The sequence below is a fragment of the Streptomyces sp. NPDC014733 genome (genome assembly GCF_043083385.1).
Classification (GTDB): Bacteria; Actinomycetota; Actinomycetes; order Streptomycetales; family Streptomycetaceae; genus Streptomyces.
Genome location: NZ_JBIBYO010000001.1, coordinates 809234 through 831909, shown reverse-complemented (window position 1 = coordinate 831909; position 22676 = coordinate 809234). Strand labels below are relative to the sequence as shown.

21 protein-coding genes are annotated in these 22676 nt (G+C 74.3%); 9 read left to right on the top strand and 12 right to left on the bottom strand.

What is annotated here, in order from left to right; genetic code table 11:
• The first annotated feature begins 123 nt into the window (after positions 1-123).
• Positions 124-774 carry an HAD family hydrolase gene (locus ACF1BH_RS03660; RefSeq protein ID WP_391640730.1) on the top strand — a complete coding sequence of 217 codons (651 nt, stop codon included), beginning with the start codon at positions 124-126 and terminating at the stop codon, positions 772-774.
• Here ACF1BH_RS03660 and ACF1BH_RS03655 read toward each other — a convergent pair.
• Positions 744-995, bottom strand: a complete 252-nt coding sequence (locus ACF1BH_RS03655; RefSeq protein WP_391640729.1) for a hypothetical protein — start codon at positions 993-995, stop codon at positions 744-746. The genes ACF1BH_RS03660 and ACF1BH_RS03655 overlap by 31 nt on opposite strands.
• Before the next feature lie 218 nt (positions 996-1213).
• On the opposite strand from ACF1BH_RS03655, the gene ACF1BH_RS03650 reads away from it, so the two are divergent.
• On the top strand, positions 1214-1597 hold the full coding sequence (locus ACF1BH_RS03650) for a cold-shock protein (RefSeq protein WP_143942785.1): 384 nt from the start codon (positions 1214-1216) through the stop codon (positions 1595-1597).
• 54 nt (positions 1598-1651) lie between these two features.
• Here the strand turns inward: ACF1BH_RS03650 and ACF1BH_RS03645 are convergent, their stop codons facing one another.
• The 4 genes from ACF1BH_RS03645 to ACF1BH_RS03630 form a co-directional block, all read right to left on the bottom strand.
• On the bottom strand, positions 1652-2503 hold the full coding sequence (locus ACF1BH_RS03645) for a 1,4-dihydroxy-6-naphthoate synthase (RefSeq protein WP_391640728.1): 852 nt from the start codon (positions 2501-2503) through the stop codon (positions 1652-1654).
• Positions 2504-2549: 46 nt separating this feature from the next.
• Positions 2550-3254, bottom strand: a complete 705-nt coding sequence (locus ACF1BH_RS03640) for a futalosine hydrolase (protein ID WP_391640727.1) — start codon at positions 3252-3254, stop codon at positions 2550-2552.
• Between the two features lie 37 nt (positions 3255-3291).
• On the bottom strand, positions 3292-3795 hold the full coding sequence (locus tag ACF1BH_RS03635; RefSeq protein WP_391640726.1) for a hypothetical protein: 504 nt from the start codon (positions 3793-3795) through the stop codon (positions 3292-3294).
• A 148-nt stretch (positions 3796-3943) separates the two neighbouring features.
• Positions 3944-5353 carry an MFS transporter gene (locus ACF1BH_RS03630; protein WP_391640725.1) on the bottom strand — a complete coding sequence of 470 codons (1410 nt, stop codon included), beginning with the start codon at positions 5351-5353 and terminating at the stop codon, positions 3944-3946.
• A gap of 389 nt (positions 5354-5742) precedes the next feature.
• Between ACF1BH_RS03630 and ACF1BH_RS03625 the strand changes: the two genes are divergently transcribed.
• Entirely contained in the window at positions 5743-6666 is a 924-nt protein-coding gene (locus tag ACF1BH_RS03625) for a DUF3027 domain-containing protein (protein ID WP_391640724.1), read from the top strand.
• 229 nt (positions 6667-6895) lie between these two features.
• Positions 6896-10171, top strand: a complete 3276-nt coding sequence (locus tag ACF1BH_RS03620) for a sacsin N-terminal ATP-binding-like domain-containing protein (protein WP_391640723.1) — start codon at positions 6896-6898, stop codon at positions 10169-10171.
• A gap of 72 nt (positions 10172-10243) precedes the next feature.
• Here the strand turns inward: ACF1BH_RS03620 and ACF1BH_RS03615 are convergent, their stop codons facing one another.
• Positions 10244-10423, bottom strand: coding sequence for a hypothetical protein (locus ACF1BH_RS03615; protein ID WP_391640722.1), 180 nt, complete (start codon positions 10421-10423; stop codon positions 10244-10246).
• Positions 10424-10652: 229 nt separating this feature from the next.
• On the opposite strand from ACF1BH_RS03615, the gene ACF1BH_RS03610 reads away from it, so the two are divergent.
• The gene (locus ACF1BH_RS03610) at positions 10653-11474 is read left to right on the top strand and encodes a calcium-binding protein (protein WP_391640721.1); all 822 of its coding nucleotides are present in this window, start codon (positions 10653-10655) and stop codon (positions 11472-11474) included.
• Between the two features lie 96 nt (positions 11475-11570).
• Here the strand turns inward: ACF1BH_RS03610 and ACF1BH_RS03605 are convergent, their stop codons facing one another.
• Both ACF1BH_RS03605 and ACF1BH_RS03600 read right to left on the bottom strand, forming a co-directional pair.
• Entirely contained in the window at positions 11571-13997 is a 2427-nt protein-coding gene (locus ACF1BH_RS03605) for an HAD-IC family P-type ATPase (protein WP_391640720.1), read from the bottom strand.
• Between the two features lie 59 nt (positions 13998-14056).
• Positions 14057-14332 carry a DUF2530 domain-containing protein gene (locus tag ACF1BH_RS03600; protein WP_391640719.1) on the bottom strand — a complete coding sequence of 92 codons (276 nt, stop codon included), beginning with the start codon at positions 14330-14332 and terminating at the stop codon, positions 14057-14059.
• Positions 14333-14604: 272 nt separating this feature from the next.
• Between ACF1BH_RS03600 and ACF1BH_RS03595 the strand changes: the two genes are divergently transcribed.
• Entirely contained in the window at positions 14605-16071 is a 1467-nt protein-coding gene (locus tag ACF1BH_RS03595) for an NCS2 family permease (RefSeq protein WP_391640718.1), read from the top strand.
• A gap of 34 nt (positions 16072-16105) precedes the next feature.
• Here the strand turns inward: ACF1BH_RS03595 and ACF1BH_RS03590 are convergent, their stop codons facing one another.
• Both ACF1BH_RS03590 and ACF1BH_RS03585 read right to left on the bottom strand, forming a co-directional pair.
• Positions 16106-17461, bottom strand: a complete 1356-nt coding sequence (locus ACF1BH_RS03590) for an MFS transporter (protein WP_391640717.1) — start codon at positions 17459-17461, stop codon at positions 16106-16108.
• Positions 17462-17613: 152 nt separating this feature from the next.
• Positions 17614-17841 carry a CopG family antitoxin gene (locus tag ACF1BH_RS03585; protein ID WP_391640716.1) on the bottom strand — a complete coding sequence of 76 codons (228 nt, stop codon included), beginning with the start codon at positions 17839-17841 and terminating at the stop codon, positions 17614-17616.
• 130 nt (positions 17842-17971) lie between these two features.
• Between ACF1BH_RS03585 and ACF1BH_RS03580 the strand changes: the two genes are divergently transcribed.
• From ACF1BH_RS03580 to thpR, 3 genes are all read left to right on the top strand, one after another.
• A complete protein-coding gene (locus ACF1BH_RS03580) occupies positions 17972-18409 on the top strand; it encodes a MarR family winged helix-turn-helix transcriptional regulator (RefSeq protein WP_030285761.1) in 438 nt (145 codons plus the stop codon).
• 29 nt (positions 18410-18438) lie between these two features.
• Positions 18439-19875, top strand: coding sequence for an MFS transporter (locus tag ACF1BH_RS03575; protein WP_391640715.1), 1437 nt, complete (start codon positions 18439-18441; stop codon positions 19873-19875).
• 101 nt (positions 19876-19976) lie between these two features.
• Positions 19977-20561, top strand: a complete 585-nt coding sequence (gene thpR, locus ACF1BH_RS03570) for an RNA 2',3'-cyclic phosphodiesterase (protein ID WP_391640714.1) — start codon at positions 19977-19979, stop codon at positions 20559-20561.
• A gap of 186 nt (positions 20562-20747) precedes the next feature.
• Here the strand turns inward: thpR and ACF1BH_RS03565 are convergent, their stop codons facing one another.
• Together ACF1BH_RS03565 and ACF1BH_RS03560 are read right to left on the bottom strand one after the other, a co-directional pair.
• Positions 20748-21746, bottom strand: a complete 999-nt coding sequence (locus ACF1BH_RS03565; RefSeq protein WP_391640713.1) for an aldo/keto reductase — start codon at positions 21744-21746, stop codon at positions 20748-20750.
• A gap of 57 nt (positions 21747-21803) precedes the next feature.
• On the bottom strand, positions 21804-22502 hold the full coding sequence (locus ACF1BH_RS03560) for a GDSL-type esterase/lipase family protein (RefSeq protein ID WP_391641009.1): 699 nt from the start codon (positions 22500-22502) through the stop codon (positions 21804-21806).
• Positions 22503-22676 lie beyond the last annotated feature (174 nt).

The window sequence follows — 22676 nt, the reverse complement described above, 5'->3', positions numbered from 1 at the left end:
TCCGTGACGCCCCCTGGGAGCACGTTCTTAGGTAAGGCAAGGCTAAGGGTACGACCCGGGGCCGTAGCAGGGCGGGCCGGGCGCCCCGCCGCGCTGTCGGTGGTGCCCGGCACAATGGGTGACATGGCTGCTCCGACCGACCCGACCGCCCCCGTCCTGACCGTGGGCTTCGATCTCGACATGACGCTGATCGACTCCCGCCCCGGCATCAGGGCCACCTACCTGGAGCTGACCGCCCGCACCGGCGTGCACGTCGACGCCGACCTCGCGGTCACGCGGCTGGGCCCGCCGCTGGAGCAGGAGATACGCGAGTGGTTCCCGGAGGAGCGGGTCGACGAGGCCAGTGAGCTGTACCGGGAGCTGTACCCGCTGTACGCGGTCGCGCCGACGCCCGCGATGCCCGGGGCCCGCGAGGCGCTGAAGGCGGTGCACGCCGCCGGCGGCCGCACGCTCGTCGTCACGGCGAAGTTCGAGCCCAGCGCCAAGCTGCACCTCGATTACCTGGGCCTGGACGTCGACATCCTCGTCGGCTCGCTGTGGGCGGAGGCCAAGGCCGAGGCGCTGCGCGCGCACGGCGCCACGGTCTACGTCGGCGACCACACCGGCGACGTCCGCGGCGCACGGGCCGCGGACGCGCTGTCCGTCGCGGTGGCCTCCGGGCCGTGCGGCGCGGCGGAGCTGCGCGCGGCCGGCGCCGATGTCGTCCTCGACGACCTCACCGGGTTCCCGGGCTGGCTGGCCGGTTACGTCGCGGAGGATGCCGCCTCCGTCTGAGCCTGCCGGCGCTGGCCCAGGACGGAGCGGACCACTCCCGCCCCGGCGATCAGGAAGCCCACGCCCATCAGCATGCACACCCAGTAGAAGACCGACGGCAGTGGCTCGGCGCCGATGAACAGTGGGGTCATCGTGGCCAGAGTGGCCAGCGCGCCAATGAGGAACACGATCGCGCCGATTCGGACCAGGAGATCCCCGTCGCGGGGCGTTTCGTCAGACACCTGACCAGGGTAAGTCCGGGCCACAGACATCGAGGAACCGCCCGGTACGTCTTGTCACCGCGCGCGGGAGCATTAGCCTTGGTGACGGCGGGTCCGGGTGACCCGCTGCACTGCTATCCAGACCCGTTTTTCCGGCAGCGTTTCCGTAATTTCCGCACATTCGGCATTTCCGAGCAGTCAGCCCGCATTTTCCCACGAGTACGAGGACGAGGACAGACGTGCCTACCGGCAAGGTCAAGTGGTTCAACAGCGAGAAGGGCTTCGGCTTTCTCTCCCGCGACGACGGCGGTGACGTCTTCGTGCACTCGTCGGTGCTGCCCGACGGCGTGGACGCACTCAAGCCGGGCCAGCGCGTCGAATTCGGCGTCGTCGCCGGTCAGCGCGGCGACCAGGCACTGTCCGTGACGATTCTCGACCCGGCGCCGTCGGTGGCCGCGGCCCAGCGCCGCAAGCCTGATGAACTCGCCTCGATCGTGCAGGACCTGACCACGCTGCTGGAGAACGTCACCCAGCAGCTGGAGCGCGGCCGCTACCCCGAGAAGGCGCACGGCGCCAAGATCGCCGGCATGCTCCGCGCGGTCGCCGACCAGCTCGACGTCTGACCCGCCCCGCCGGGCGCGCGCCCGAAGGGGCCGCGCCCGGCCGGAGCGTCCGGATCAGACGAACGCCAGCGCGTCCGGGCCGAGGGGCGGCACCAGCCCCTCGGCCGCCGCACGCGTCAGCAGTCCCCGCACCGCCGCATAGCCGTGCTCGCCGAGGTCGGCGGTGAACTCGTTCACGTAGAGCCCGATGTGCTGGTCGGCGACGGCCGGGTCCATCTCCTGGGCGTGCCCGAGGACGTACGGACGGGACGCCTCCGGGTCGTCCCACGCCATCCGCACCGATGTCCGCGCCGCGTCCGCGAGGCGCCGCAGCGTCTCCTCACCCAGCGACCGCTTGGCGATGATCGCGCCCAGCGGGATCGGCAGCCCGGTGGTGCGCTCCCAGTGCTCGCCCATGTCGGCCAGGCAGGTCAGGCCGTAGGTGCCATAGGTGAAACGGGCCTCGTGGATGACCAGACCCGCATCGACCTTGCCGTCGCGGACCGCCGGCATGATCTCGTGGAACGGCAGCACCACGATCTCCCCGACACCGCCCGGCACCTCGGCCGCCGCCCACAGCCGGAACAGCAGATACGCGGTGGAGCGCTCGCTGGGCACCGCCACCGTCTTCCCGGCGAGCCCCGCCGCACCGCCGCCCTGGCGGGTCAGCACCAGCGGCCCGCAGCCGCGGCCCAGCGCCCCGCCGCACGGCAGCAGCGCGTACTCCTCCAGCACCCACGGCAGCACCGCGTACGACACCTTCAGCACATCGAACTCACCGCGCTCGGCCATGCCGTTGGTGAGGTCGATGTCCGCGAAGGTCACCGACAGCTCCGGCGCGCCGGGGACGCGGCCGTGCGCCCAGGCGTCGAAGACGAAGGTGTCGTTGGGGCACGGCGAATAGGCGATGTCCAGCGGCCGGGTCACGGGTCCTCCTCGCAGAAGGGCCCGGCACGGTGGCCGGGCCGGGGTGTCACAGGGCGCGCAGTGCGGCGGGCAGCGCCGCGAACGCGCCGGTCAGCGCGGTGAGCGCCGGGCCGATGCGCCAAGCCGCCCGGTCGCGTGGCCCGACCGTGTTGGAGACCGTACGGATCTCCAGCACGCCCGCGCCGTGCGCCACGGCCGCCTCGGCCACGCCGAAGCCCTCCATGGCCTCCGCCAGCGCACCGGGATGGCGCGCCGTCAGCTCCGCCGCGCGCGCCGCGGAGCCCGTCACCGTCGACACCGTCAGCACCGGGCCGATGCGCGCCCCGCAGGCGGTGGCGACGGCCCGGACCAGCGCCGGGTCCGGGTGGTGCGTGACCGTCCCGAAGCCCAGCTCCGTCACCGGCAGAAAGCCCTCGGGCGTCTCGGCGCCCAGATCGGCGGCGGTGAGCGCGTCCGCGACGACCACCGAGCCGAGCGGGGCGGCGGGCGCGAAGCCGCCGCCGATCCCGGCGGAGATCACCAGGGCGTACGGCGCGCCCTTCAGCGCGGCGGCGGTCAGCGCGGTGGCCGTCCCGGCAGCGGCGGCCGCCGGGCCGACACCGGCGGCGAGCACGTCGACGGCGGGGCCCGAGGCCGCGACGGCGGTGTGCAGCGCGAGGCCGCCGGGCAGGGCGCGCGGGGTGTACGGACCGCCCGCGGCGCACACCGCGTCGCGTTCGGCGGCCACCGCCGTGACGACGAGCACCCGCATCAGACGGCCCGCCCCGCGCCCACCCGGGTCAGCGGGCTCAGTCCTTCTGCTTCAGGTTGAAGTGCCACATGGTCTTGGGGCCCTCGCCCTTGCCCAGCTCCGCGACCTGGAGCGTGACCGACCGGCTGTAGGTGGTCTGGCCGGTCTGCGGGTTCTGCTGCATGAAGAGGGTGTCCGCGTCGAAGGAGCGGTACGTCTGGGTGCTGGCCTCACGCATCACGGGGCCACCGCCGATGACGATCCAGCCGGACTTGGCGACCTCCGGCGTCACGCCGACGCGGACCCGCTCACCGGGCTGGACGGTGATGGTCTTGCCACCGTTCTTGGAGATGCAGGTCTCGACCTGCTTCTTGCTCAGCAGCTTGCCGTTGCCGTCGCAGCCGGGCGTGGCCTCGGCGGTGACGGTCGTGGAGCCGACGGTCACGGTCGCCAGGTCGGTCGGCTTCGAGCAGGCGGAGAGGGTGACGAGGCCCAGGGACACGGCACCGATGGCGGCAGCGGCGCGGCGGCCCTTGCCCCAGGAGATCATCGCAGCGGTCATGACGGGCAGGCTATCTGGCGCCCCGGCGCGCACCACGCCCGGGTGCGGCGTGCCGCCCCGCGCCGCCCACATGCGCAGCGCCCGCACCCGGCACCCGGGCCCGCCGCCGGAGGCCGCCCGCGCCCGGGGGCGGCCGCCGTCCGCCCGGTCACCGCACCCGCGCCGCGGCCCGCCCACCGCGCCGGGCCGCGCCCAGCAGACCCCGTACGGACACCAGCGCGCCCAGCGCCACCAGCGCCGCCGCGACGACCATGCCGACCTCACCGGAGAGCGGCAGCGCGATGCCGATCGCGCCGCCGACCACCCACGACAGCTGGAGCACCGTCTCGGACCGGGCGAACGCGGAGGTGCGCACCGTCTCCGGGACGTCCCTTTGGATCATCGCGTCCAGCGACAGTTTCCCCAGCGCCTGGCAGAGCCCCGCGGTGGCCGCCGCGACCGGCACGACCACCAGCGCCAGCGGCACGTACCCGATCACCGCGGCCACCGTCGCGGCCAGCGCGATGCCCAGCACCCCGGCGACGATCCGCTCCGGGCCGCGCGCCCGCAGCCAGGCGCCGACGGTGGTGCCCAGCGCGTTGCCGCCGCCCGCCGCGACCGCGACCAGCCCCAGCGAGGTGGCGGCGCCCAGCCCGTCCAGCGGGTACTCGCGCAGCAGGAACGCGAGGAAGAACGTCAGCAGCCCCGACAGGGCGCGGAGCGCCGCGTTGGCCTGGATGCCGTGCAGCACCGACGGGCCGACGGTCCGCAGCCCCGGCCGCCGCCCCGGCCCGCCGGACGCCAGCCGCGCGCGGGCCTCGCCCTTCGCCGAGTCGACCGTGTGCGGCAGCGTGAACGAGAGGAAGGTGCCGCCGCAGAACACCAGGAAGGCCCCGAAGAGCGGCCACATCGGCCCGATCAGATGCAGCCCGGCCCCCAGCGGCGCGGCCACCGCGGTCGTCAGCAGCCCGGCGAGCGTCACCCGCGAATTGGCCTTGACCAGCGAGAACCGTGGCGGCAACAGTCGCGGCACCACCGCGCTGCGCACCACCCCGTACGCCTTCGACGCGACCAGTACGCCCAGGGCCGCCGGATACAGCTCCAGGCCCCCGGTGGCGACCGCGCCCGACATCGTCAGCGCCAGCAGCGCCCGCGCCAGCATCGCGGCGGCCATCGCGGCCCGCCGGCCGTGCGGCACCCGGTCCAGCAACGGCCCGACCACCGGCGCCAGCAGCGCGAAGGGCGCCATCGTCACCGCGAGATACAGCGCCACCCGGCCCCGTGCCTGGTCGGTCGGGACCGAGAAGAACACCGTCGAGGCCAGTGCGACAGTGATCAGCATGTCGCCCGCGGAGTTCACCGCGTGCAGTTCGATGAGCTTGCCCAGGCCGGATTCGCCCGCCCCGTGCGCATGGGTGGCGCGCCGTACGCCGCGGGCCGCGCCGGTGACCGGACGGTGCAGCGCCCGCCCGGCGGACCGCCCCGCCCGCCGGACCCGGTCGCGCCCCGCCCCGCTCCGGGTCGACGCGCGCGAGAACCGCGGGCCCCTCGGCCCCTTCGACGCCCGTGCGGCAGCCACCCGGCCATACTGCCCGAATTGGCGAGATATCGGATGGTTTCCTGGGCTTGTTGTGCGAGGCGACGGCTGTCCGCGTGCCTCCCGCCCCCACCGGCGGACCCCGGTGATCACATTTGCCGCTCCCGCCGAGGGATCGTCCGCGAACGAAGGGGTAGCGTGTGTAGCGCGCCACCGGCGGTCGTCCATGGCCGCGCGCCTTTGCGCGATCCCTCAGAATGGGTCGTGAGAGGTGCGCTCGACCCAAGCGATCGGGCGCGGACGTCGACGCGGTCCCCAGGTCCGCTCCGCCCGCCCCGCCCCGCCGGTCGTCCGGACAAGGACAGGACAGCTCCGGCTGGCGCACCCGTGAGACGGCGTGGAAGAGAGAATCGATTCTTGTGAGTGCTGCGATGCGAAGCCGTACCCCGGACCGCTTGTGCGCCGAGGCGGTCGACCTCGCCCGTGCGGCGGCCGAGGAGACCGCGCTGCCGGGCATGGTCGGCGAGCACCTGGAGGCCGTCGCCGACGGCGACCGCGTCGTCACCCACCTCTTCGCCTGCAAGGAGCCCGGCTACCGCGGCTGGCGCTGGGCCGTCACCGTCGCCCGCGCCTCCCGCGCCAAGATCGTCACGCTGGACGAGTCGGTGCTGCTGCCCGGCCCGGACGCCGTCCTCGCCCCCGAGTGGGTGCCGTGGAGCGAGCGGCTGCGCCCCGGCGACATGGGCCCCGGCGACCTGCTGCCCACCGACGCCGAGGACCTGCGCCTGGAGCCCGGCTACACCGGTGAGGACGCCCCGCCGCCCAACTCCGTCCTCACCGCGGACCTGCCTGCCGAGACCGCGGAGATCGCGCAGATCGCCGACACCGAGGACGCCGACGTCGTCCCCGGCTCGCCCGCCGTGCAGCCCGCCCCCGCCCGCGGCGACCTCGCCTCCCTCGCCGACGAACTGGGCATGCGCCGCGCCCGCGTCCTGTCCCGCTACGGCCTGCGCGAGGCCGCCGACCGCTGGGACGAGTCCTTCGGCGCCCACACCGCGATGGCCCAGGCGGCCCCCGCCAGCTGTGCCTCCTGCGGCTTCCTCACCCCGCTCGCCGGCTCCCTGCGCCAGGCCTTCGGCGTCTGCGCCAACGAGTTCTCCCCCGCCGACGGCCGCGTCGTCTCCCTCTCCTATGGCTGCGGCGGCCACTCCGAAGCCGCCGTCATGCCCGCCCCGCCCCGCCCGGCGGCCCCCGTGGTGGACGAAACCGTCATCGAACCCCTCACCCTCCGCCCCGAACCCACCGGCGGCTCCGTGGAGGACACCACCCCCATGGAAGAACTGGGCCACAGCTGACCCAGAGCCCGCACCCGGCTTTTTCTTTCTCTTTTCCGAGGGCAGGGCCGCACCGGAAGAACGACGGGAGGTGGCGGGGTCGGGGGGTACGGACGTGCGGATCAGTCCGTAAAGCCACCCCCGACCCCGCCACCGCACCCACCACGCACCGTGGACCGCGCCCTCCGCCCCACCCCGCAGGCCCCCCACGCTACGGTCAGAACAAAGACCTGCAAGAGCGGAGACGCAAGTGACCGGTACGCCATTGGTCCGCGGGGAGCCCGAGGGCGCAGACCCCTTCGGCACCTCCCGGCTGCGGCGCGGAGTGCTGGAGGCATGGGCAGCCTCCCCCGCCCGCTTCCGTGAGGACGCCAACGCCGAGGAGGACCTCGCCCTCGGCGGCTACCGCGACCGCCTCGCCGTGGAGCTGGCCCAGAACGCCGCCGACGCCGCCGCCCGCGCCGGTGTCCCCGGCCGCCTGCGGCTCACCCTGCACCCGGCCGACGGCGACGACCCCGCCGTCCTCGTCGCGTCCAACACCGGCGCCCCGCTGGACGCCACCGGCGTCGAATCGCTCGCCACCCTCCGCGCCTCCGCGAAGCGCGAGGCCGGTGTGGAGAGCGGCGCGGTCGGCCGGTTCGGTGTCGGGTTCGCCGCCGTGCTGTCGGTCTCCGACGAACCGGCGCTGATCGGCCGCACCGGCGGCGTCCGCTGGTCGCTGGCCGAGGCGCGCGAGCTGACCCGCCAGGTCGCCGCCCACAGCCCCGGCCTCGGCGGCGAACTGCGCCGCCGCGACGGCCATGTCCCGCTGCTGCGCCTGCCGCTGCCCGCCGAGGGCACCGCGCCCGAGGGGTACGACACCGCCGTGGTGCTGCCGCTGCGCGACGGCGCCGCGCTGGACCTCGCCGAGCGGCTGCTCGCCGGCATCGACGCCGCCCTGCTGCTGACCCTCCCCGGCCTCGCCGAGATCGTCGTCGAAACCCCGGACGGCGTACGGGAGTTGCGGCGCGCGAGCGACGGCGAGCTGGTCCGGATCGAGGACAGCGGGCGCGGCGACACCCGCTGGCGGGTGGTGACCGACGGTGGCCCGCTGGAGCCCGCGCTCCTCGCCGACCGGCCGGTCGAGGAACGGCTGCGCCCGGTGTGGTCGGTGACCTGGGCGGTGCCCGTGGACGCCGACGGCGACCCGGCGGTACCCGGCACCGCGCCCGTGGTGCACGCCCCGACCCCGACGGACGAGCCGATGGGCCTCCCGGCGCTGCTCATCGCGTCGTTCCCGCTGGAGCCGACCCGCCGTCATGTCGCGCCCGGCCCGCTCGCCGACTTCCTGGTGACGCGCGCCGCCACCGCCTACGCCGCCCTGCTCGGCGCCTGGCGCCCGCTGACCACCGCCGCCCTGGACCTGGTGCCGGGTCCGCTCGGCAAGGGCGGTATCGACGGCGCGCTCCGCGGAAAGATCCTGGAGTTGCTGCCCCGGACGCGGTTCCTGCCCGCCGCCGCCCCGGCCACCGCGCCGCCCGCCGCACCCGACGACGCCGCCTGGGACGAGCCCGGCGGCGCGGCCCGCGACGGGCTGCGCCCCGTCGACGCGGAGGTCCTGGAGGGCGGCGGCGCCGCCACCGTCGCCGTCCTCGCCGAACTCTTCCCCACGCTGCTCCCCGCCGGGCTCGAACGCCGCCCGGAGCTGCGGGCGCTGGGCGTCGCCCGGGTCCCGCTCGGCGAGATGATCGACCGGTTGGCGGGCGTCGAGCGCGACCCGTCCTGGTGGTGGCGGCTGTACGACGCGCTGGCCGGTACCGACCCGGACCGGCTCTCCGGACTGCCCGTCCCGCTGGCCGCCCCGGACGGCCGCCCCGGCGCCGTCCGCACGACGCTCGGTCCGCGGCAGGTGCTGCTGCCGGTGTCCGGTGACGACGCGGCGGACGGCGCGGCGGCCCGGTACGCCACGCTGACCCGCCTCGGGCTGAAGGTCGCGCACCCCGACGCGGTCCACCCGCTGCTGGAGAAGCTCGGCGCGCTGCCCGCCTCGCCGCGCGCGGTGCTGACGACACCGCAGGTCAGGGCGGCGGTCGCGGGCTCCCTCGACGCCGACGAGGACGCCTGGGACCTGCTCGCCGACCCGGACGGGCCGGGCGCGCCGCCCGGCGCCGACGAGATCGCCGAGACCGTCCTCGGCCTGGTCCGCGACGCCCGCCTCGCGCCCGGCGACGAACCGTGGCTGGCCGCGCTCGCCCTCCCCGACGAGGACGGCGAACTGGCCCCCGCCGGTGAGCTGGTCTACCCCGGCAGCGCCTTCGAGCAGGTCCTCCGTGCGGGTGAACTCGCCGCCTGTGACGCGGAGTTGGTGGACCGCTGGGGTGAGCAGCCGCTGACCGCCGTCGGTGTGCTGGCCGCCTTCGCGCTGGTCCGCGCCACCGATGTGGTCCTCGACCCGGACGAACTGGAGCCGCGCGACGGCGACTTCGCCGAACCGGACGACGCCGGGCTGCTCGACGCCGTCGACGTCTGGTGCGAGGACATCCTCGACGCCCTGCCCGACACCCCCGTCCCGCCGGTCGTCACCGAGCTGATCGCCGTCCGCGACCTCGACCTCGTCGACGACGACGCCTGGCCGCAGGCGCTCGCCCTCCTCTCCCGGCCGCCGCTGCGCGACGCGCTGACCAGCCCCGTACGGGTCCTGCTGCCCGACGGCACCACCGAATCCGTCCGCCCCTACACCGCCTGGTGGCTGCGCGGCCACCCCGTCCTCGACGGCCGGCACCCGGCCGGCCTGCGCGCCGCGGGCGGCGATCCGCTGCTCGCCGGGTTGTACGAGGCGGCCGACGCCGGGGACATCGATCCGCAGGTGCTGCGGTCCCTCGGCGTGCGGACCTCGCTCGCCGCACTGCTGGACGAACCGGGCGGCGCCGCCGAGCTGCTGGGCCGCCTCGCCGACCCGGACCTGCCGGTCACCTCCGCCCAACTCCACGCGATCCACGGTGAGTTGGCGCTGCTCGACCCGGAGGTGGTGACGCTGCCGGACGCGCTGCGGGCGGTCGTCCCGGACGCCGACGGCGGGCCCGGCGGCGAGGTGCGGGTGGTCGACGCGGCCGATGCGCTGGTCGCCGACGCGCCGGACCTGATGCCGCTGGTGGCCGGACAGGCGCTGCTGCCCGTCGCCCCGGACCGCGCCGCGGCGCTCGCCGAACTCCTCCAGGTGCCCCGGCTGAGCGAGGCGGTGGCGGCCGAGGTGCGGTCCGGGGGCGTCCGCCACGAGGTGCCGGACGAGGTCCGGGCGCTGCTGGGGCCCGCCACCCCCGAGGCGTACACCGAGCACGAGGAACTGCTGGTCGGAGACGGTGACGGCGAGAGCGAGCTGGACTGGCGGCTGACGCCGGACGGCGCGCTGCACGCGGCGACGCTGGAGGGCGTGGCCGCCGGACTGGCCTGGGCGGCCGGCCAGTGGCCCCGCCGCTTCGAGGTCGCCGCCCTCCTGGAGGAGCCGGACCGGGGCGAGGAGCTGGCGCGGGCCCGCTGGTTCGACTGACGGACACGGTGCGGGGCGGCTCCCGGGTACAGCCGGGAGCCGCCCCGCGTCATCCGTCCGGTCCCGGGTGCCTCACCCGGTGAACTTCTTGGCCACTCCCCAGATCAGCGCACCCGCGCCGACCGCGAGGAGGAGCCAGCCCCACCACTGGATCGGCCCGGAGCTGCCGCCGTGCGACGAGTGGTAGGTGTGGTGGTAGTGATGCGACCGTGCCAGTACCTCGTGGGTGAGGTCCCCCGCGGAGAAAGCCATGGGCAGGGACCCTAGGCGGCGCGGTGGCGGGGCGCCAGCCGCGTGCGGGCACCGTGACCCGCTTGATACGGCGCCCCGGGGCGCCGCCCGCGCGCCCGGCCGCCGTGGCACGTCTGTGACGCACAACGGGTATACGGCGCACGGGAGTTCACGCTTCCGCCAACCCTGCCGGATACATCTGCGGACATGCCCGCGGTGGGCCCGCCACCGCCTCACGAAGGTGTCCGCCATGCGCTCTTCCCTCCCCGGCCGCCCCGCGCTCCGCGCCGCGGCCGCACTCGCCCTCGTCCTGACCGCCGGGGCCGCCGCCCCGAGCGCCGTCGCCGCCGCGCCGCAGACCACCGCCGCCGTCGCCGGCAACGGCCGGGAACTCACCTACACCGCCGCCCCGGGCCGGGCCGACGACGTCACCGTCACCGAGACGTACGACGGCGACGACCGCACCCGCCTCGCCTATCTGATCGACGACCGGGTGCCCGTCACCGCAGGTCACGGCTGCACCCACCCGGACGCCTCCGACGCCACCACGGTCCGCTGCACGGTCGCCACCGTCGAGAGCCAGGACCCGTACGCCGCGCTGACGATGGACCTCGGCGACCGCGACGACCGCGTCACGCTGGCCAACACCGTGGGGGAGACGTACTACTTCAACCGCATCCTGCTGGGCGACGGCGACGACACCCTGACCACCTCCGGTCCCGCCGACGGCAGTACGGTCGTCGGCGGCGCGGGCGACGACCGGATCACGGTGGGGGAGGCGGCCGGCGCCCTCGGCGGCGAGGGCCGCGACACGATCGAGGTGAACGGCGACTCCGCGTTCGCCGAGGGCGGCCCCGGCGACGACGTCCTCAAGGGCGGCCCCGGCGACCAGACCCTCTCCGGCGACGACGGCGACGACAGGCTCTACGGCGGCCCCGGCGACGACATCCTCAACGGCGGCGCGGGCGACGACATCCTGTACGGCAACAGCGGCAACGACCATCTGTACGGCGGCCCGGGCAACGACACGCTCTCGGGCGGCCCCGGCGACGACGTCGTACAGCAGGACTGAGCAGGACTGAGCAGGACTGAGCAGGACTGAGCAGGCGACGGACGGCGGACGGCGGACGGCGGGGGAGCGGGGCGGGTCCGGCGCCCGCCCCGGCCCTCACGGCATCGTCCGCCGCAGCCGCCGCCAGACGAGCTCCAGCGTGAGCCCCGCGACCACCGCCACCCCCACCGCCGTCCACGGCATCGTCGTCCCCACCAGCCGCAGCGCGAAGAAGCGCTGGAGCCACGGCACCGCCAGCACGACCAGGAAGGCCGCGCTCATCGCCGTGACCAGCGCGATCCGCCACCAGGTGTAGGGGCGGGCGATGATCGCCAGCACCCACATCGCGGTGAGGAAGAGCGTCAGCGTCGCCGCGCTGGTCTCGGCGGGCAGCGCGTCCGGCCCGGTGTAGTGGTGGCGCGCCAGCAGATACGTCACGAACGCGGCGACCCCGGCGATCAGCCCGGACGGCACCGCGTACCGCATCACCCGGCGGACGAAGTGCGGCCGGGCCCGCTCCTTGTTGGGCGCCAGCGCCAGGAAGAACGCCGGGACGCCGATGGTCAGCGTCGACAGCAGCGTCAGATGGCGCGGCAGGAACGGGTACGGGATCTGCCAGCAGGCCACCAGGAGCGCCAGCAGCACCGAGTACACCGTCTTCGTCAGGAAGAGGGTGGCGACGCGGGTGATGTTGCCGATCACCCGGCGGCCCTCGGCGACCACCGACGGCAGCGTGGCGAAGCTGTTGTCGAGCAGCACGATCTGCGCGACCGCCCGCGTCGCCTCGGAGCCTGCGCCCATCGCGACGCCGATGTCCGCGTCCTTCAGCGCCAGGACGTCGTTGACGCCGTCGCCGGTCATCGCGACATGGTGGCCGCGCGACTGGAGGGCGGCCACCATGTCCCGCTTCTGCCGCGGGGTGACCCGGCCGAAGACCGTGCCGTCCTCGACCGTCGTGGCCATCGACTCCGGCGCGTCGGGCAGCTCCCGCGCGTCCACCGGCGCCGCCGCCCCCGGCAGCCCCAGCCGCCCGGCGACCGCGCCCACCGACACCGCGTTGTCGCCCGAGATGACCTTGGCGGCCACCTCCTGCTCCGCGAAGTACGCCAGCGTCGCCCCGGCATCCGGCCGCACCCGCTGCTCCAGCGCCACCAGCGCCGCCGCCTCCACGTCCCGGGCGAGCGCCGGATCGTCCAGCCCCCGCGCACTGCGGGCCAGCAGCAGCACCCGCAGCCCCTCGGCGTTCAGCTCCTCGGTCTCGGCGAGCGCCGGGTCGCCGGGGGGCAGCAGGACGTCGGGCGCGCCCAGCAGCCAGGTCGTACGGCCGCCCGCGGGGTCGTCGAGGACCGCGCCGCTGTACTTCCGGGCGGACGAGAACGGCAGCGCGGCGGCGCACCGCCAGCCGTCCTGTTCGGGGAACGCCTCGATGATGGCGAGCAGCGAGGCGTTCGGCCGCGGGTCGGCGCCGCCGAGCGCGCCGAGAATCTGCCGCAGCCGCCCCTCGTCGGCGCCGTTCAGCGGCCGCAGCGCGCTGACGTCCATACCGCCTTCGGTGAGTGTCCCGGTCTTGTCCAGACAGACGACGTCGACCCGGGCCAGCCCCTCGATCGCCGGCAGCTCCTGCACCAGGCACTGCTGACGGCCCAGCCGGATCACCCCGATCGCGAACGCCACCGACGTCAGCAGCACCAGCCCCTCGGGCACCATCGGCACGATCCCGGCGACCATCCGGCGCACCGCGTCGTCGCCCGCCATGTGCAGGGTGAAGAGGTGGCTGAGGATCAGTCCGAGCGCGGTCGGGACCATCATCCACGTCACGTAGCGGAGGATCGTGCTGATGCCGGAGCGCAGTTCGGAGTGGACGAGGGTGAAGCGGCTGGCCTCCTCGGCGAGCTGCGCCGCGTACGCCTCCCGGCCGACCCGCGTCGCGCGGAACGCCCCGCCGCCGGCCACCACGAAGCTGCCGGACATCATCGGCTCCCCGGGCCGCTTCAGCACCGGATCCGCCTCGCCGGTCAGCAGCGATTCGTCGACCTCCATCCCGTCCGCCTCCAGGACGGTGCCGTCCACGACGACCTTGTCACCGGGCCCCAGCTCGATGACGTCGTCGAGGACCACCGCGGAGGTGGAGAGCGGGGCGGACCGCCCGCCTCGCCGGACGGTCGGCTTCGCCTCCCCGACGACCGCGAGGTTGTCGAGCGTCCGCTTGGCGCGCAGCTCCTGGAAGATGCCGATGCCGGTGTTGGCGATGATGACGAAGCCGAACAGCCCGTCCTGGATCGGCCCGACGATCAGGATGATCACGAAGAGGACGCCGATGATGGCGTTGAAGCGGGTGAAGACGTTGGCCCGCACGATGTCCGGCACCGAGCGCGAGGAGCGCACCGGTACGTCGTTGACCTCGCCACGGGCGACCCGCTCGGCGACCTCGGCGGCGCTCAGCCCCGGATACGCGGGCGGCCCGCCGTCGCTCCCGCCCTCCGGCCCTCCGGAGCTGCCGCTGTCCGACTCCGGACCACCGCCGGGTTTCGCCCACTGCGTCATGGTTCGACGGTACGGGGGCGGCGCCCGGCGCACCCGCCGGGGGGCGGTGGTGCGGTGGATCAGACGGCGTCGGGGGTGGCCTCGGTGGCCGCCTCGGCGGCGCGCTTGATGGCGGCGTCCCGCTTGCGGACGTACCAGATGCCGAGGCAGCCGAGGGCGCCGCCGGCCAGGCAGGTCCACACCCACCAGGCGTGACCGTTCCGGGCGAAGAGCGGATAGAAGGGCAACTGGCCGAGGAAGAGGACGAACCAGATGATGGTGCCGCCGGTGATCGTGCCGACGACCGGCCCCTCAAGAGGCGCCGGAGCCGCGCGCAGTTCGGACTTCTTCCACATGGCCCCCAGCTTACGGGGGCCGTCCGGCGGGCCCGCGCCCGGCCGTGGCCGGTCCCCGGGGGGTGCGGGGCGGTCGTGTGACGCAAAGGTCTACGCGCGAAGATAGCGATCAACGAATTGTTTATTCATACTGAACTCTTCCGGATCTGACTGGTTTGAATCGTTGATTGCTCCAAACTGATCGGGAAAGTTGCTGTCCGTGCCCCCGTCCCGGGATCACCCGGGCCGATCCCCCGCGCCTTCCCCAGGCCCGTACCACTGAGGTCCCGCCCATGTCGTCCTCGGCCACCACACCGGTCGAAAATGCTCTCCGGAGCCCAGGTCACCCGCCCAAGAACGGGCTCGACCGCTTCTTCAAGATCTCCCAGCGGGGCTCGACGGTGGGCCGCGAACTCCGCGGCGGCCTGGCGACCTTCTTCGCGATGGCCTACATCATCGTGCTGAACCCGATCATCCTCGGCGCGGGCGTGGACAAATACGGCCACCACCTCGACAACGGGCAGCTGGTCACCGCCACCGCCCTGATGGCCGGTCTGTCCACCGTCCTGATGGGTGTCGTCGGCAACGTCCCGATCGCCATCGCCGCGGGCCTGGGCATCAACGCCGTCGTCTCCCTCCAGCTCGCCCCCAAGATGAGCTGGCCGGACGCGATGGGCATGGTCGTCCTCGCCGGTCTGGTGCTGATGATCCTCGTCGCCTCCGGTCTGCGGCAGCGCGTCATGGACGCCATCCCGCCGGGGCTGCGGCGCGCCATCGCGATCGGCATCGGCATGTTCATCTCGCTGATCGGCCTGGTCGACGCCGGGTTCGTCAGCCGCAACCCGGACGCCGCGCACACCACCGTGCCGATGGGCCTGGGCCAGGGCGGTCAGCTCAAGGGCTGGCCGGTGCTGGTCTTCGTGCTGGGTCTGGTGCTGATGTTCATGCTGGTGGTCCGCAAGACCAAGGGCGCGATCCTCATCGGCATGGTCGTCATGGCGGTCGTCGCGATCATCATCAACGCCATCGCCACCATCCCGGACGCCGCCTGGGGCCTCGCCGTCCCGAACGTCCCCGACAAGATCGTCGACACGCCGGACTTCGGGCTCATCGGCCACATCAGCCTCTTCGGCGGGTTCAAGGAGGTCGGCTGGCTGACCGGCAGCCTCTTCGTCTTCACCGTGCTGCTCTCCGGCTTCTTCGACGCGATGGGCACCATCATCGGCGTCGGCGAGGAGGCCGGGCTGACCGACGAGAACGGCAACCTGCCCGGCATGGGCCGCATCCTGATGGTCGACGGCATCGCCGTTGCGGCGGGCGGCGTCGGCTCCGCCTCCGCCAACACCTGCTTCGTCGAGTCCACCGCCGGTGTCGGCGAGGGCGCCCGCACCGGACTGGCGAACATCGTCACCGGCGGGCTCTTCCTGCTCGCGCTGGTCTTCACGCCGCTGGCGACCGTGGTGCCCGCCCAGGCGGCGACGCCCGCGCTGATCGTCGTCGGCTTCCTGATCATGGCGTCCAACGTCCGGCACATCGACTGGGGCGACTTCACCGTCGCCATCCCGGCGTTCCTCACCATGATCTCGATGCCGTTCACCTACAGCATCACCAACGGCATCGGCATCGGCGTGCTCGCCTTCATCCTGCTGCGCTCCGTCACCGGCCGCTTCAAGGAGATCCCCTGGCTGCTCAACGCCGTGGGCCTGTGCTTCCTGGTGTACTTCCTGCTCAACCCGATCGAGCAGCTCCTCGGGAAGTGACCCCGCACCGCTTCACGGAGGTGCCGGCCGCGCGTCAGCGGGCCGGCACCTCCGGTGTTTCCGGGGCCGCGTCGCGCACCGTGCGGGCGGCGCCGATCAGCAGCAGCGGGGTGGTGAGGACCAGCAGTCCGGCGGCGAGCAGCGCGGTCCGCGGCCCGGTGACGGCGGCGAGCAGACCGCCCAGCGCGGTCAGCGCCGCGATGGACGCCCGGGACGTCACCGACCACGCCGCCAGCACCCGCGCCACCCGGTCCGCCGGAATCCGTTCGAGCCGGTACGTGACGAGCACCGGGCTGTAGACCCCGATGCAGCAGATCATGGCCAGCTCGACGGCGACGACCAGCGCGAAGCCGCCCACCCCGGGCCCGGTCAGCGCCAGCCACGGCAGCCAGCACACCCGCAGCACCCCCGTGGTGAGCAGCACCTTCCGGCGTCCGTACCGCGCCACGAGCGGCCGGGCCAGCCGGGAGCCGAGCAGTCCGCCCGCACAGGGCAGCGCGAAGGCCAGCCCGTACGCCCAGGGCGCGAAGCCCAGCCGGTCGACGAGGAGCACGGTCAGCAGCGGATCGGTCGTCATGATCAGTCCGTTGACCAGCATGGAGTTGAGGAAGAGCGGCCGCAGCGCCGGGTCGGCCAGCAGGAACCGCCAGCCGGTGAGCAGATCGGCGGCGCGCGCCCGGGCCCGGGCCGGGGCCCCGGCGGGCCCGGGCGCGGGGGCGCCCGCCCCCTCCCCGTCCGCCTGCCGCCGCCCCGCGTCCCCGCCGGGCGCCCCCTCCGTACGCGGCCCCGGGACGGCGCCGGGCCGGGCCTCGCCGCTCCCGATCGCCCGCAGCCCCAGCGCCGACAGCAGATAGCTGACCGCGTCCACCGTCACCGTCAGCATCGGGCCCAGCACGCCGACCGCGGCGCCGCCGAGCGGCGGGCCGAGCATGGTGGTGGTCCAGGTGGTGGCCTCCATCCGCCCGTTGGCGCGCAGCAGGTGCTCCGGCGGCAGCAGCGACTTCAGGAAGGCGCCGCTCGCCGCGGCGAAGGCGATGTCGGCGGCGCCGACCACGACGGAGACCACCAGGAGCTGCGCGAAACCGAGGAGGCCCAGCGCGTAGGCGACGGGGACGCTCAGCATCGCCGCGCACCGCACCAGGTCCGTCGCGATCATCACGGGCCGTTTGCGGCGCCGCTCCACCCAGGGCCCGAGCGGTACCGCGGCGAGCGCCCCGACCGCGGCGCCCGCCGCCGACAACGCCGCCACCTGCGTGGGCCCGGCGTGCAGCAGCAGGAGGGCGGTGAGCGGCAGCGCGTTGAACGCGAGCCGGGTACCGAAGGCGCTGACGGTGTACGCCGCCCACAGCCGGTTGAACCGCCGCCCGAGCGGCTCCCTGGAACCCGTCACGCCCGCGCTCTCCTCGCCTTGCGGCCGCACCTCGCGCGCGGACCGGCCGAAGTTAGCGGGCCGCGGCCGCGAGGGCAAACCGATTGACGGGGCGCGGTGCGGTGGCCGGCCGGCGGCGCGCCGCGGTCACCGGGGCGGCCCGCCCGGCGTCGTCAGCCGCGCGCCGCGGGGGATCCGTCGGCCGCCTCCGCAGCAGTGACGCCCCAGCCGCCGAGACGTTCCGTCGCATCGACCGAGGTCTGGAAGCGTTCGTCGAAATCCTCGCGGACGAGCGTCCGGGCGACGTAGTCCTGGACGCTCATGCCGCGTTTCGCCGCGTGCTGCCGGATGCGCTCCAGCAGTTCGTCGTCCAGACGCAGGCTGAGCACTCGCGATCCCATGAGGACACCGTCCCCGCAGACACCCGTCAGATGCGTCGTTTTCCCGCGGGTACTCACTCGTATGGGTGATATGGATACGTCCGTCTCCCGCGACTGTCCTTAGAAAGGGTAATGAGTTACGCTAACGAACATGCCGGACCTGTCCCGCGGCGACGACGCTGCCGCCGTGAGCGCCCTGCGGGGCGCCGTGATGCGCCTCTCCCGCCGCCTCAAGCACCAGAGGGTCGACGAGTCGCTGAGCCCTACCGAGATGTCGGTGCTCGGCACCCTCGCCCGCTGCGGTCACGCGACCCCCGGGGAGCTGGCCCGCAAGGAGCATGTGCAACCGCCGTCGATGACGCGCATCGTGGCCATGCTGGAGGCAAAGGGGCTCGTCCGGCTGGAGCCGCACCCCGACGACCGCCGGCAGAAGGTCGTCACTCAGACCGAGCAGGCCGAGGCGATGCTCGCCGAGAGCCGCCACAAACGCGACGCCTGGCTCGCCGAGCTGGCCACCGGGCTGGACGACGACGAGTGGGCGAAGCTGCGCGCCGCCGCGCCGGTCCTGGAGAAGCTCGCCCAGCTGTAGCGACACCGAGCCGAGGAGGCGAACCGACGTTGAGTACGGGATCCGGATCAGACTCCGTCCCCGCACCGCACACCCCGCACGAGACGGCCCCCGGCACCCCGCCCGAGGCCACCGGGGACGGGGCGCCCCCGGGCGCACCCGCCGCCCCGCGCACGGGCATGTTCAGCTCGCTGCGCGTACGCAACTACCGCCTCTTCGCCACCGGCCAGGTGGTCTCCAACACCGGCACCTGGATGCAGCGCATCGCCCAGGACTGGCTGGTGCTCAGCCTCACCGGCTCCTCCGCGGCGGTCGGCATCACCACCGCCCTCCAGTTCCTGCCGATGCTCCTGTTCGGGCTGTACGGCGGCGTGCTCACCGACCGCTTCTCCAAGCGGAAGCTGCTGCTGGTCACCCAGTCCGCGATGGGCGGCACGGGTCTCGCGCTGGCCGCGCTGACCCTCTCCGGCACCGTCCAGGTCTGGCACGTCTATCTGACCGCGTTCGTCCTCGGGCTGGTCACCGTCGTCGACAACCCCTCGCGGCAGGCGTTCGTCGTCGAGATGGTCGGCAAGGAGGACCTGCGCAACGCCGTCAGCCTCAACTCCGCCAACTTCCAGTCCGCCCGCCTCGTCGGTCCGGCCGTCGCCGGTGCGCTGATCAGCGCGTTCGGCAGCGGTTGGGCGTTCCTGCTCAACGGCCTGTCGTTCGCCGCGCCGATCGCCGGACTGCTGCTGATGCGCACCGCCGAGCTGCACAAGGTCGACCGGGTGCCGCGCAGCAAGGGCCAGCTCCGCGAGGGGCTGCGCTACGTCTCCGGGCGGCCCGAGCTGATCTGGACGATCGTCCTCGTCGGCTTCATCGGCACCTTCGGCTTCAACTTCCCGATCTGGCTGACCGCCTTCACCTACCACGTCTACCACCAGGGCCCGGGCACCTACGCGCTGTTCAACTCGCTGATGGCGGCCGGTTCGCTGGCCGGCGCGCTGCTCGCCGCGCGGCGCTCGTCGTCCCGGCTGCGGCTGCTGGTCGGCGCCGCGGTCCTCTTCGGCGCCCTGGAGATGGCCGCCGCGCTCGCCCCGTCGTTCTGGATCTTCGCGGTGCTGCTCGCGCCGATCGGCGTGGTCGGCCTGACGATCAACGTCACCGCCAACTCCAGCGTCCAGCTGGCCACCGACCCGCTGATGCGCGGCCGGGTGATGGCGCTGTTCATGATGGTCTTCGTCGGCGGTACGCCGCTGGGCGCACCGCTCGTCGGCTGGGTCACCGACACCTTCGGCCCCCGGATCGGCTTCCTCTCCGGCGGTCTGGTCTCGCTGCTCGCCGCCGTCCTCATCGGCCTGATCCTGGCCCGTACGGGCGGACTGCGGCTGAAGATAGATCTCCGCCGCGGCCACCGGCACGTCGCCTTCGTGCCCCGCGTCGCCCTCCCGGAGGACGGCGCGGAACCGGCCGCCTCCCCGGACAAGCCGCTGCCGGTCGCCTGACCCGGCCGCTCGTTCCCCGGCCCCCGCCTCCCGAGGCGGGGGCCGGGGCCGTTTCCGCGTGACCTCGTACCGAAGCGCCCCGTCCGCGCGACACTGGAGGGGTGAGACTCTTCGCCGCGGTGCTGCCCCCCGGGTCCGCCGTCGCCGAGCTGGCGCGGCAGGTCGAGGCGCTGCGTGCGCTGCCGGACGCCGGACGGCTGCGCTGGGCCGGGAGCGACGGCTGGCACTTCACCCTCGCCTTCTACGGCGAGGTCCCCGACGAAACCCTTCCCGAGCTGCGCGAACGCCTGGGCCGCGGCGCCCGGCGGCACGCCCCGTACGGGCTGCGGATCGTCGGGGGCGGACGGTTCGCCGACCGGGTGCTGTGGGCGGGTGCGGACGGCGAGCTGGCGGCGATGCGGAAGCTGGCCGCCACCGCCGCGGCCGCCGGGCGCCGGGCCGGGCTCACCGGACCCGACGCCGACGGGCGCCGCGGCTTCACCCCGCACGTCACCCTGGCCCGCAACCGCGACCCGAGGGTCGGCCTGGCGCCGTTCGCCGCCGCGCTGGAGCCCTTCGGCTGCGGCCCCTGGACCGCCGCGTCGTTCGCCCTCATCCGCAGCCGCCCGCCCGCCCCGGGCGTCGCGGGCGCCCATCCCCGCTACGAGACGGTGGAGGCGTGGCCGCTCGGCCACCCCGGTCGCTGAAACGTTCGGATCGCGCCCGGTACGCTCACAGGGTGGATCCCAAAACCCGGAACCGGATCATGTCCGGTCTGCTCGCGCTGCTGCTCGTCGTCGTCATCGTGGCGGCCGCCCTGCGCTGAGCCGCCCCCGGGTACGGCGGCCCGTCGGAGGGCCGGCCTGCCGGACCGCCGGCTCGGCGCCCCACGCTCACCAGGCGAACGCCTCCGGCGAGGCACCCGGCCCCGGGAAGATCTCGTCCAGGGCGGTCAGCAGCCCCTCCGGCAGCTCCAGGGCGACGGCGCGGAGCGCCGAGGCGAGGTGTTCCGGAGTGCGCGGGCCGACGATCGGGCCGGTCACGCCCGGGCGGGTCAGCAGCCAGGCCAGCGCCACCTCACCGGGCTCCAGACCGTGCTCGGCGAGCAGGTCCTCGTACCGCGCCAGCTGCGCGCGGACCACGGGGTCGGCGAGCGCGTCGGCGGCCCGTCCTGAGGTGGTGCGGGCCGCGCCGCCCTCCCGCTCCTTGCGCAGCGCGCCGCCCAGCAGCCCGCCGTGCAGCGGCGACCACGCGATGACGCCGAGACCGTAGCTCTCCGCCGCCGGGATCACCTCCATCTCGGCGCGCCGCTCCGCGAGGTTGTAGAGGCACTGCTCGCTGACCAGCCCCAGCGAGCCGCGGCGCCGGGCCGCCTCGTTGGCCTGGGCGAGATGCCAGCCGGCGTGGTTGGAGGACCCGGCGTAGAGGATCTTGCCCTGCTGGACGAGGACGTCGATCGCCTGCCAGATCTCGTCCCAGGGCGTCGCCCGGTCGACGTGGTGGAACTGGTACAGGTCGATGTGGTCGGTGCCCAGACGGCGCAGCGAGGCGTCGACGGCGCGGCGGATGTTCACCGCGGAGAGCTTGTCGTGGTTGGGCCAGGCGGGCGCGCCGTCGGGGGCCATGTTTCCGTAGACCTTGGTGGCCAGCACCACCTTGTCCCGGCGCCCGCCGCCCCGGGCGAACCACGAGCCGATGATCTCCTCCGTACGGCCCTTGTTCTCGCCCCAGCCGTAGACGTTGGCGGTGTCGAAGAAGTTGACCCCCGCGTCCAGGGCGGCGTCCATCAGGGCGTGGCTGCCGGCCTCGTCGGTCTGCGGGCCGAAGTTCATCGTGCCGAGGACGAGACGGCTGACCTTGAGTCCGGTACGTCCGAGCTGTGTGTACTCCATGGAGGCAGCCAACGCCTTCGAGGGCGCTCGAAGCAAGGACGGGCGGGCCGTGGCGGCTCAGCCCGCCGCGTACTCCGGGACCGGCGCCGCCGCGTACGGTCCGCCGACGCCCCACGCCGTGTGCAGCGTCCCCGCGAACGCCGCCGCGAGGGCGTGCTCACCGGCGGGGGAGGGGTGGGTGCCGTCGTGGGTGTGGTGGGCGAGGTCCCAGGGGGCGGGGGCCGGGGCGAGGAGGAAGGGGGAGGCGGGGGTGGTGAGACCGGCGGCGGCCTCGGCGAGGAGCGCGTTGAAGCGGGCGCACTCGGCGGCGAACTCCGGGTCGTCGGCGGCGCGGGAGTTGGCGAGGACGGGCAGCAGCACGGCCCGGACGTGCGGGTTCGCGCGGCGGGCGGCGGCCAGGAACTCCCGCACGTTCGCGGCGGTCTGGGCCGCGTCGGTGTAGAAGCCGAGGTCTATCAGGCCGAGCGAGACCAGCAGGGTGTCGGCGCGGTGGGCGCGGACGGCGTCGCCGATCAGCGGCGCCATGTGCAGCCAGCCCTCGCCCCACCCGGCGAGGTGGCGGCGGGCGTCCGGCGGGAAGGCCGGGTCGCCGTAGCGCTGTGAGGTGGCGGCGTCGGCGGCGGTGTCGTGCAGCGCCGCGCGCGGGCCGACCAGCCGGAACGGCCCGTCGTGGGTGGCGTGCAGGTGCTGCCACAGGCGGTAACGCCAGGTGAAGTCACCGCAGCTGCCGATGGTCATCGAGTCACCGACGGGCATGATCCTCATCCCGCAATGATCTCCGACGCCGTTACCGGGCGGTACGTGACCCTGCCCACGCCGGACGCGCTCCCGGGCGGGGCGGCGCGCGCCGGGGCGGGGCGCGGGCGGCGGGCACGGTGCCGTGGGGACGGTGCGGTGGTGCGCGGGCGGCGGGCCCGGAACGCCGTGCCG

Coding starts and splice junctions, on each gene's coding strand:
- ACF1BH_RS03660 (WP_391640730.1), top strand. CDS start 124: ATGGCTGCTCCGACCGACCCGACCGCCCCCGTCCTGACCGTGGGCTTC.
- ACF1BH_RS03640 (WP_391640727.1), bottom strand. CDS start 3,254: ATGCGGGTGCTCGTCGTCACGGCGGTGGCCGCCGAACGCGACGCGGTG.
- ACF1BH_RS03635 (WP_391640726.1), bottom strand. CDS start 3,795: ATGACCGCTGCGATGATCTCCTGGGGCAAGGGCCGCCGCGCCGCTGCC.
- ACF1BH_RS03625 (WP_391640724.1), top strand. CDS start 5,743: ATGCGAAGCCGTACCCCGGACCGCTTGTGCGCCGAGGCGGTCGACCTC.
- ACF1BH_RS03615 (WP_391640722.1), bottom strand. CDS start 10,423: ATGGCTTTCTCCGCGGGGGACCTCACCCACGAGGTACTGGCACGGTCG.
- ACF1BH_RS03610 (WP_391640721.1), top strand. CDS start 10,653: ATGCGCTCTTCCCTCCCCGGCCGCCCCGCGCTCCGCGCCGCGGCCGCA.
- ACF1BH_RS03605 (WP_391640720.1), bottom strand. CDS start 13,997: ATGACGCAGTGGGCGAAACCCGGCGGTGGTCCGGAGTCGGACAGCGGC.
- ACF1BH_RS03600 (WP_391640719.1), bottom strand. CDS start 14,332: ATGTGGAAGAAGTCCGAACTGCGCGCGGCTCCGGCGCCTCTTGAGGGG.
- ACF1BH_RS03595 (WP_391640718.1), top strand. CDS start 14,605: ATGTCGTCCTCGGCCACCACACCGGTCGAAAATGCTCTCCGGAGCCCA.
- ACF1BH_RS03585 (WP_391640716.1), bottom strand. CDS start 17,841: ATGGGATCGCGAGTGCTCAGCCTGCGTCTGGACGACGAACTGCTGGAG.
- ACF1BH_RS03580 (WP_030285761.1), top strand. CDS start 17,972: ATGCCGGACCTGTCCCGCGGCGACGACGCTGCCGCCGTGAGCGCCCTG.
- ACF1BH_RS03565 (WP_391640713.1), bottom strand. CDS start 21,746: ATGGAGTACACACAGCTCGGACGTACCGGACTCAAGGTCAGCCGTCTC.
- ACF1BH_RS03560 (WP_391641009.1), bottom strand. CDS start 22,502: ATGCCCGTCGGTGACTCGATGACCATCGGCAGCTGCGGTGACTTCACC.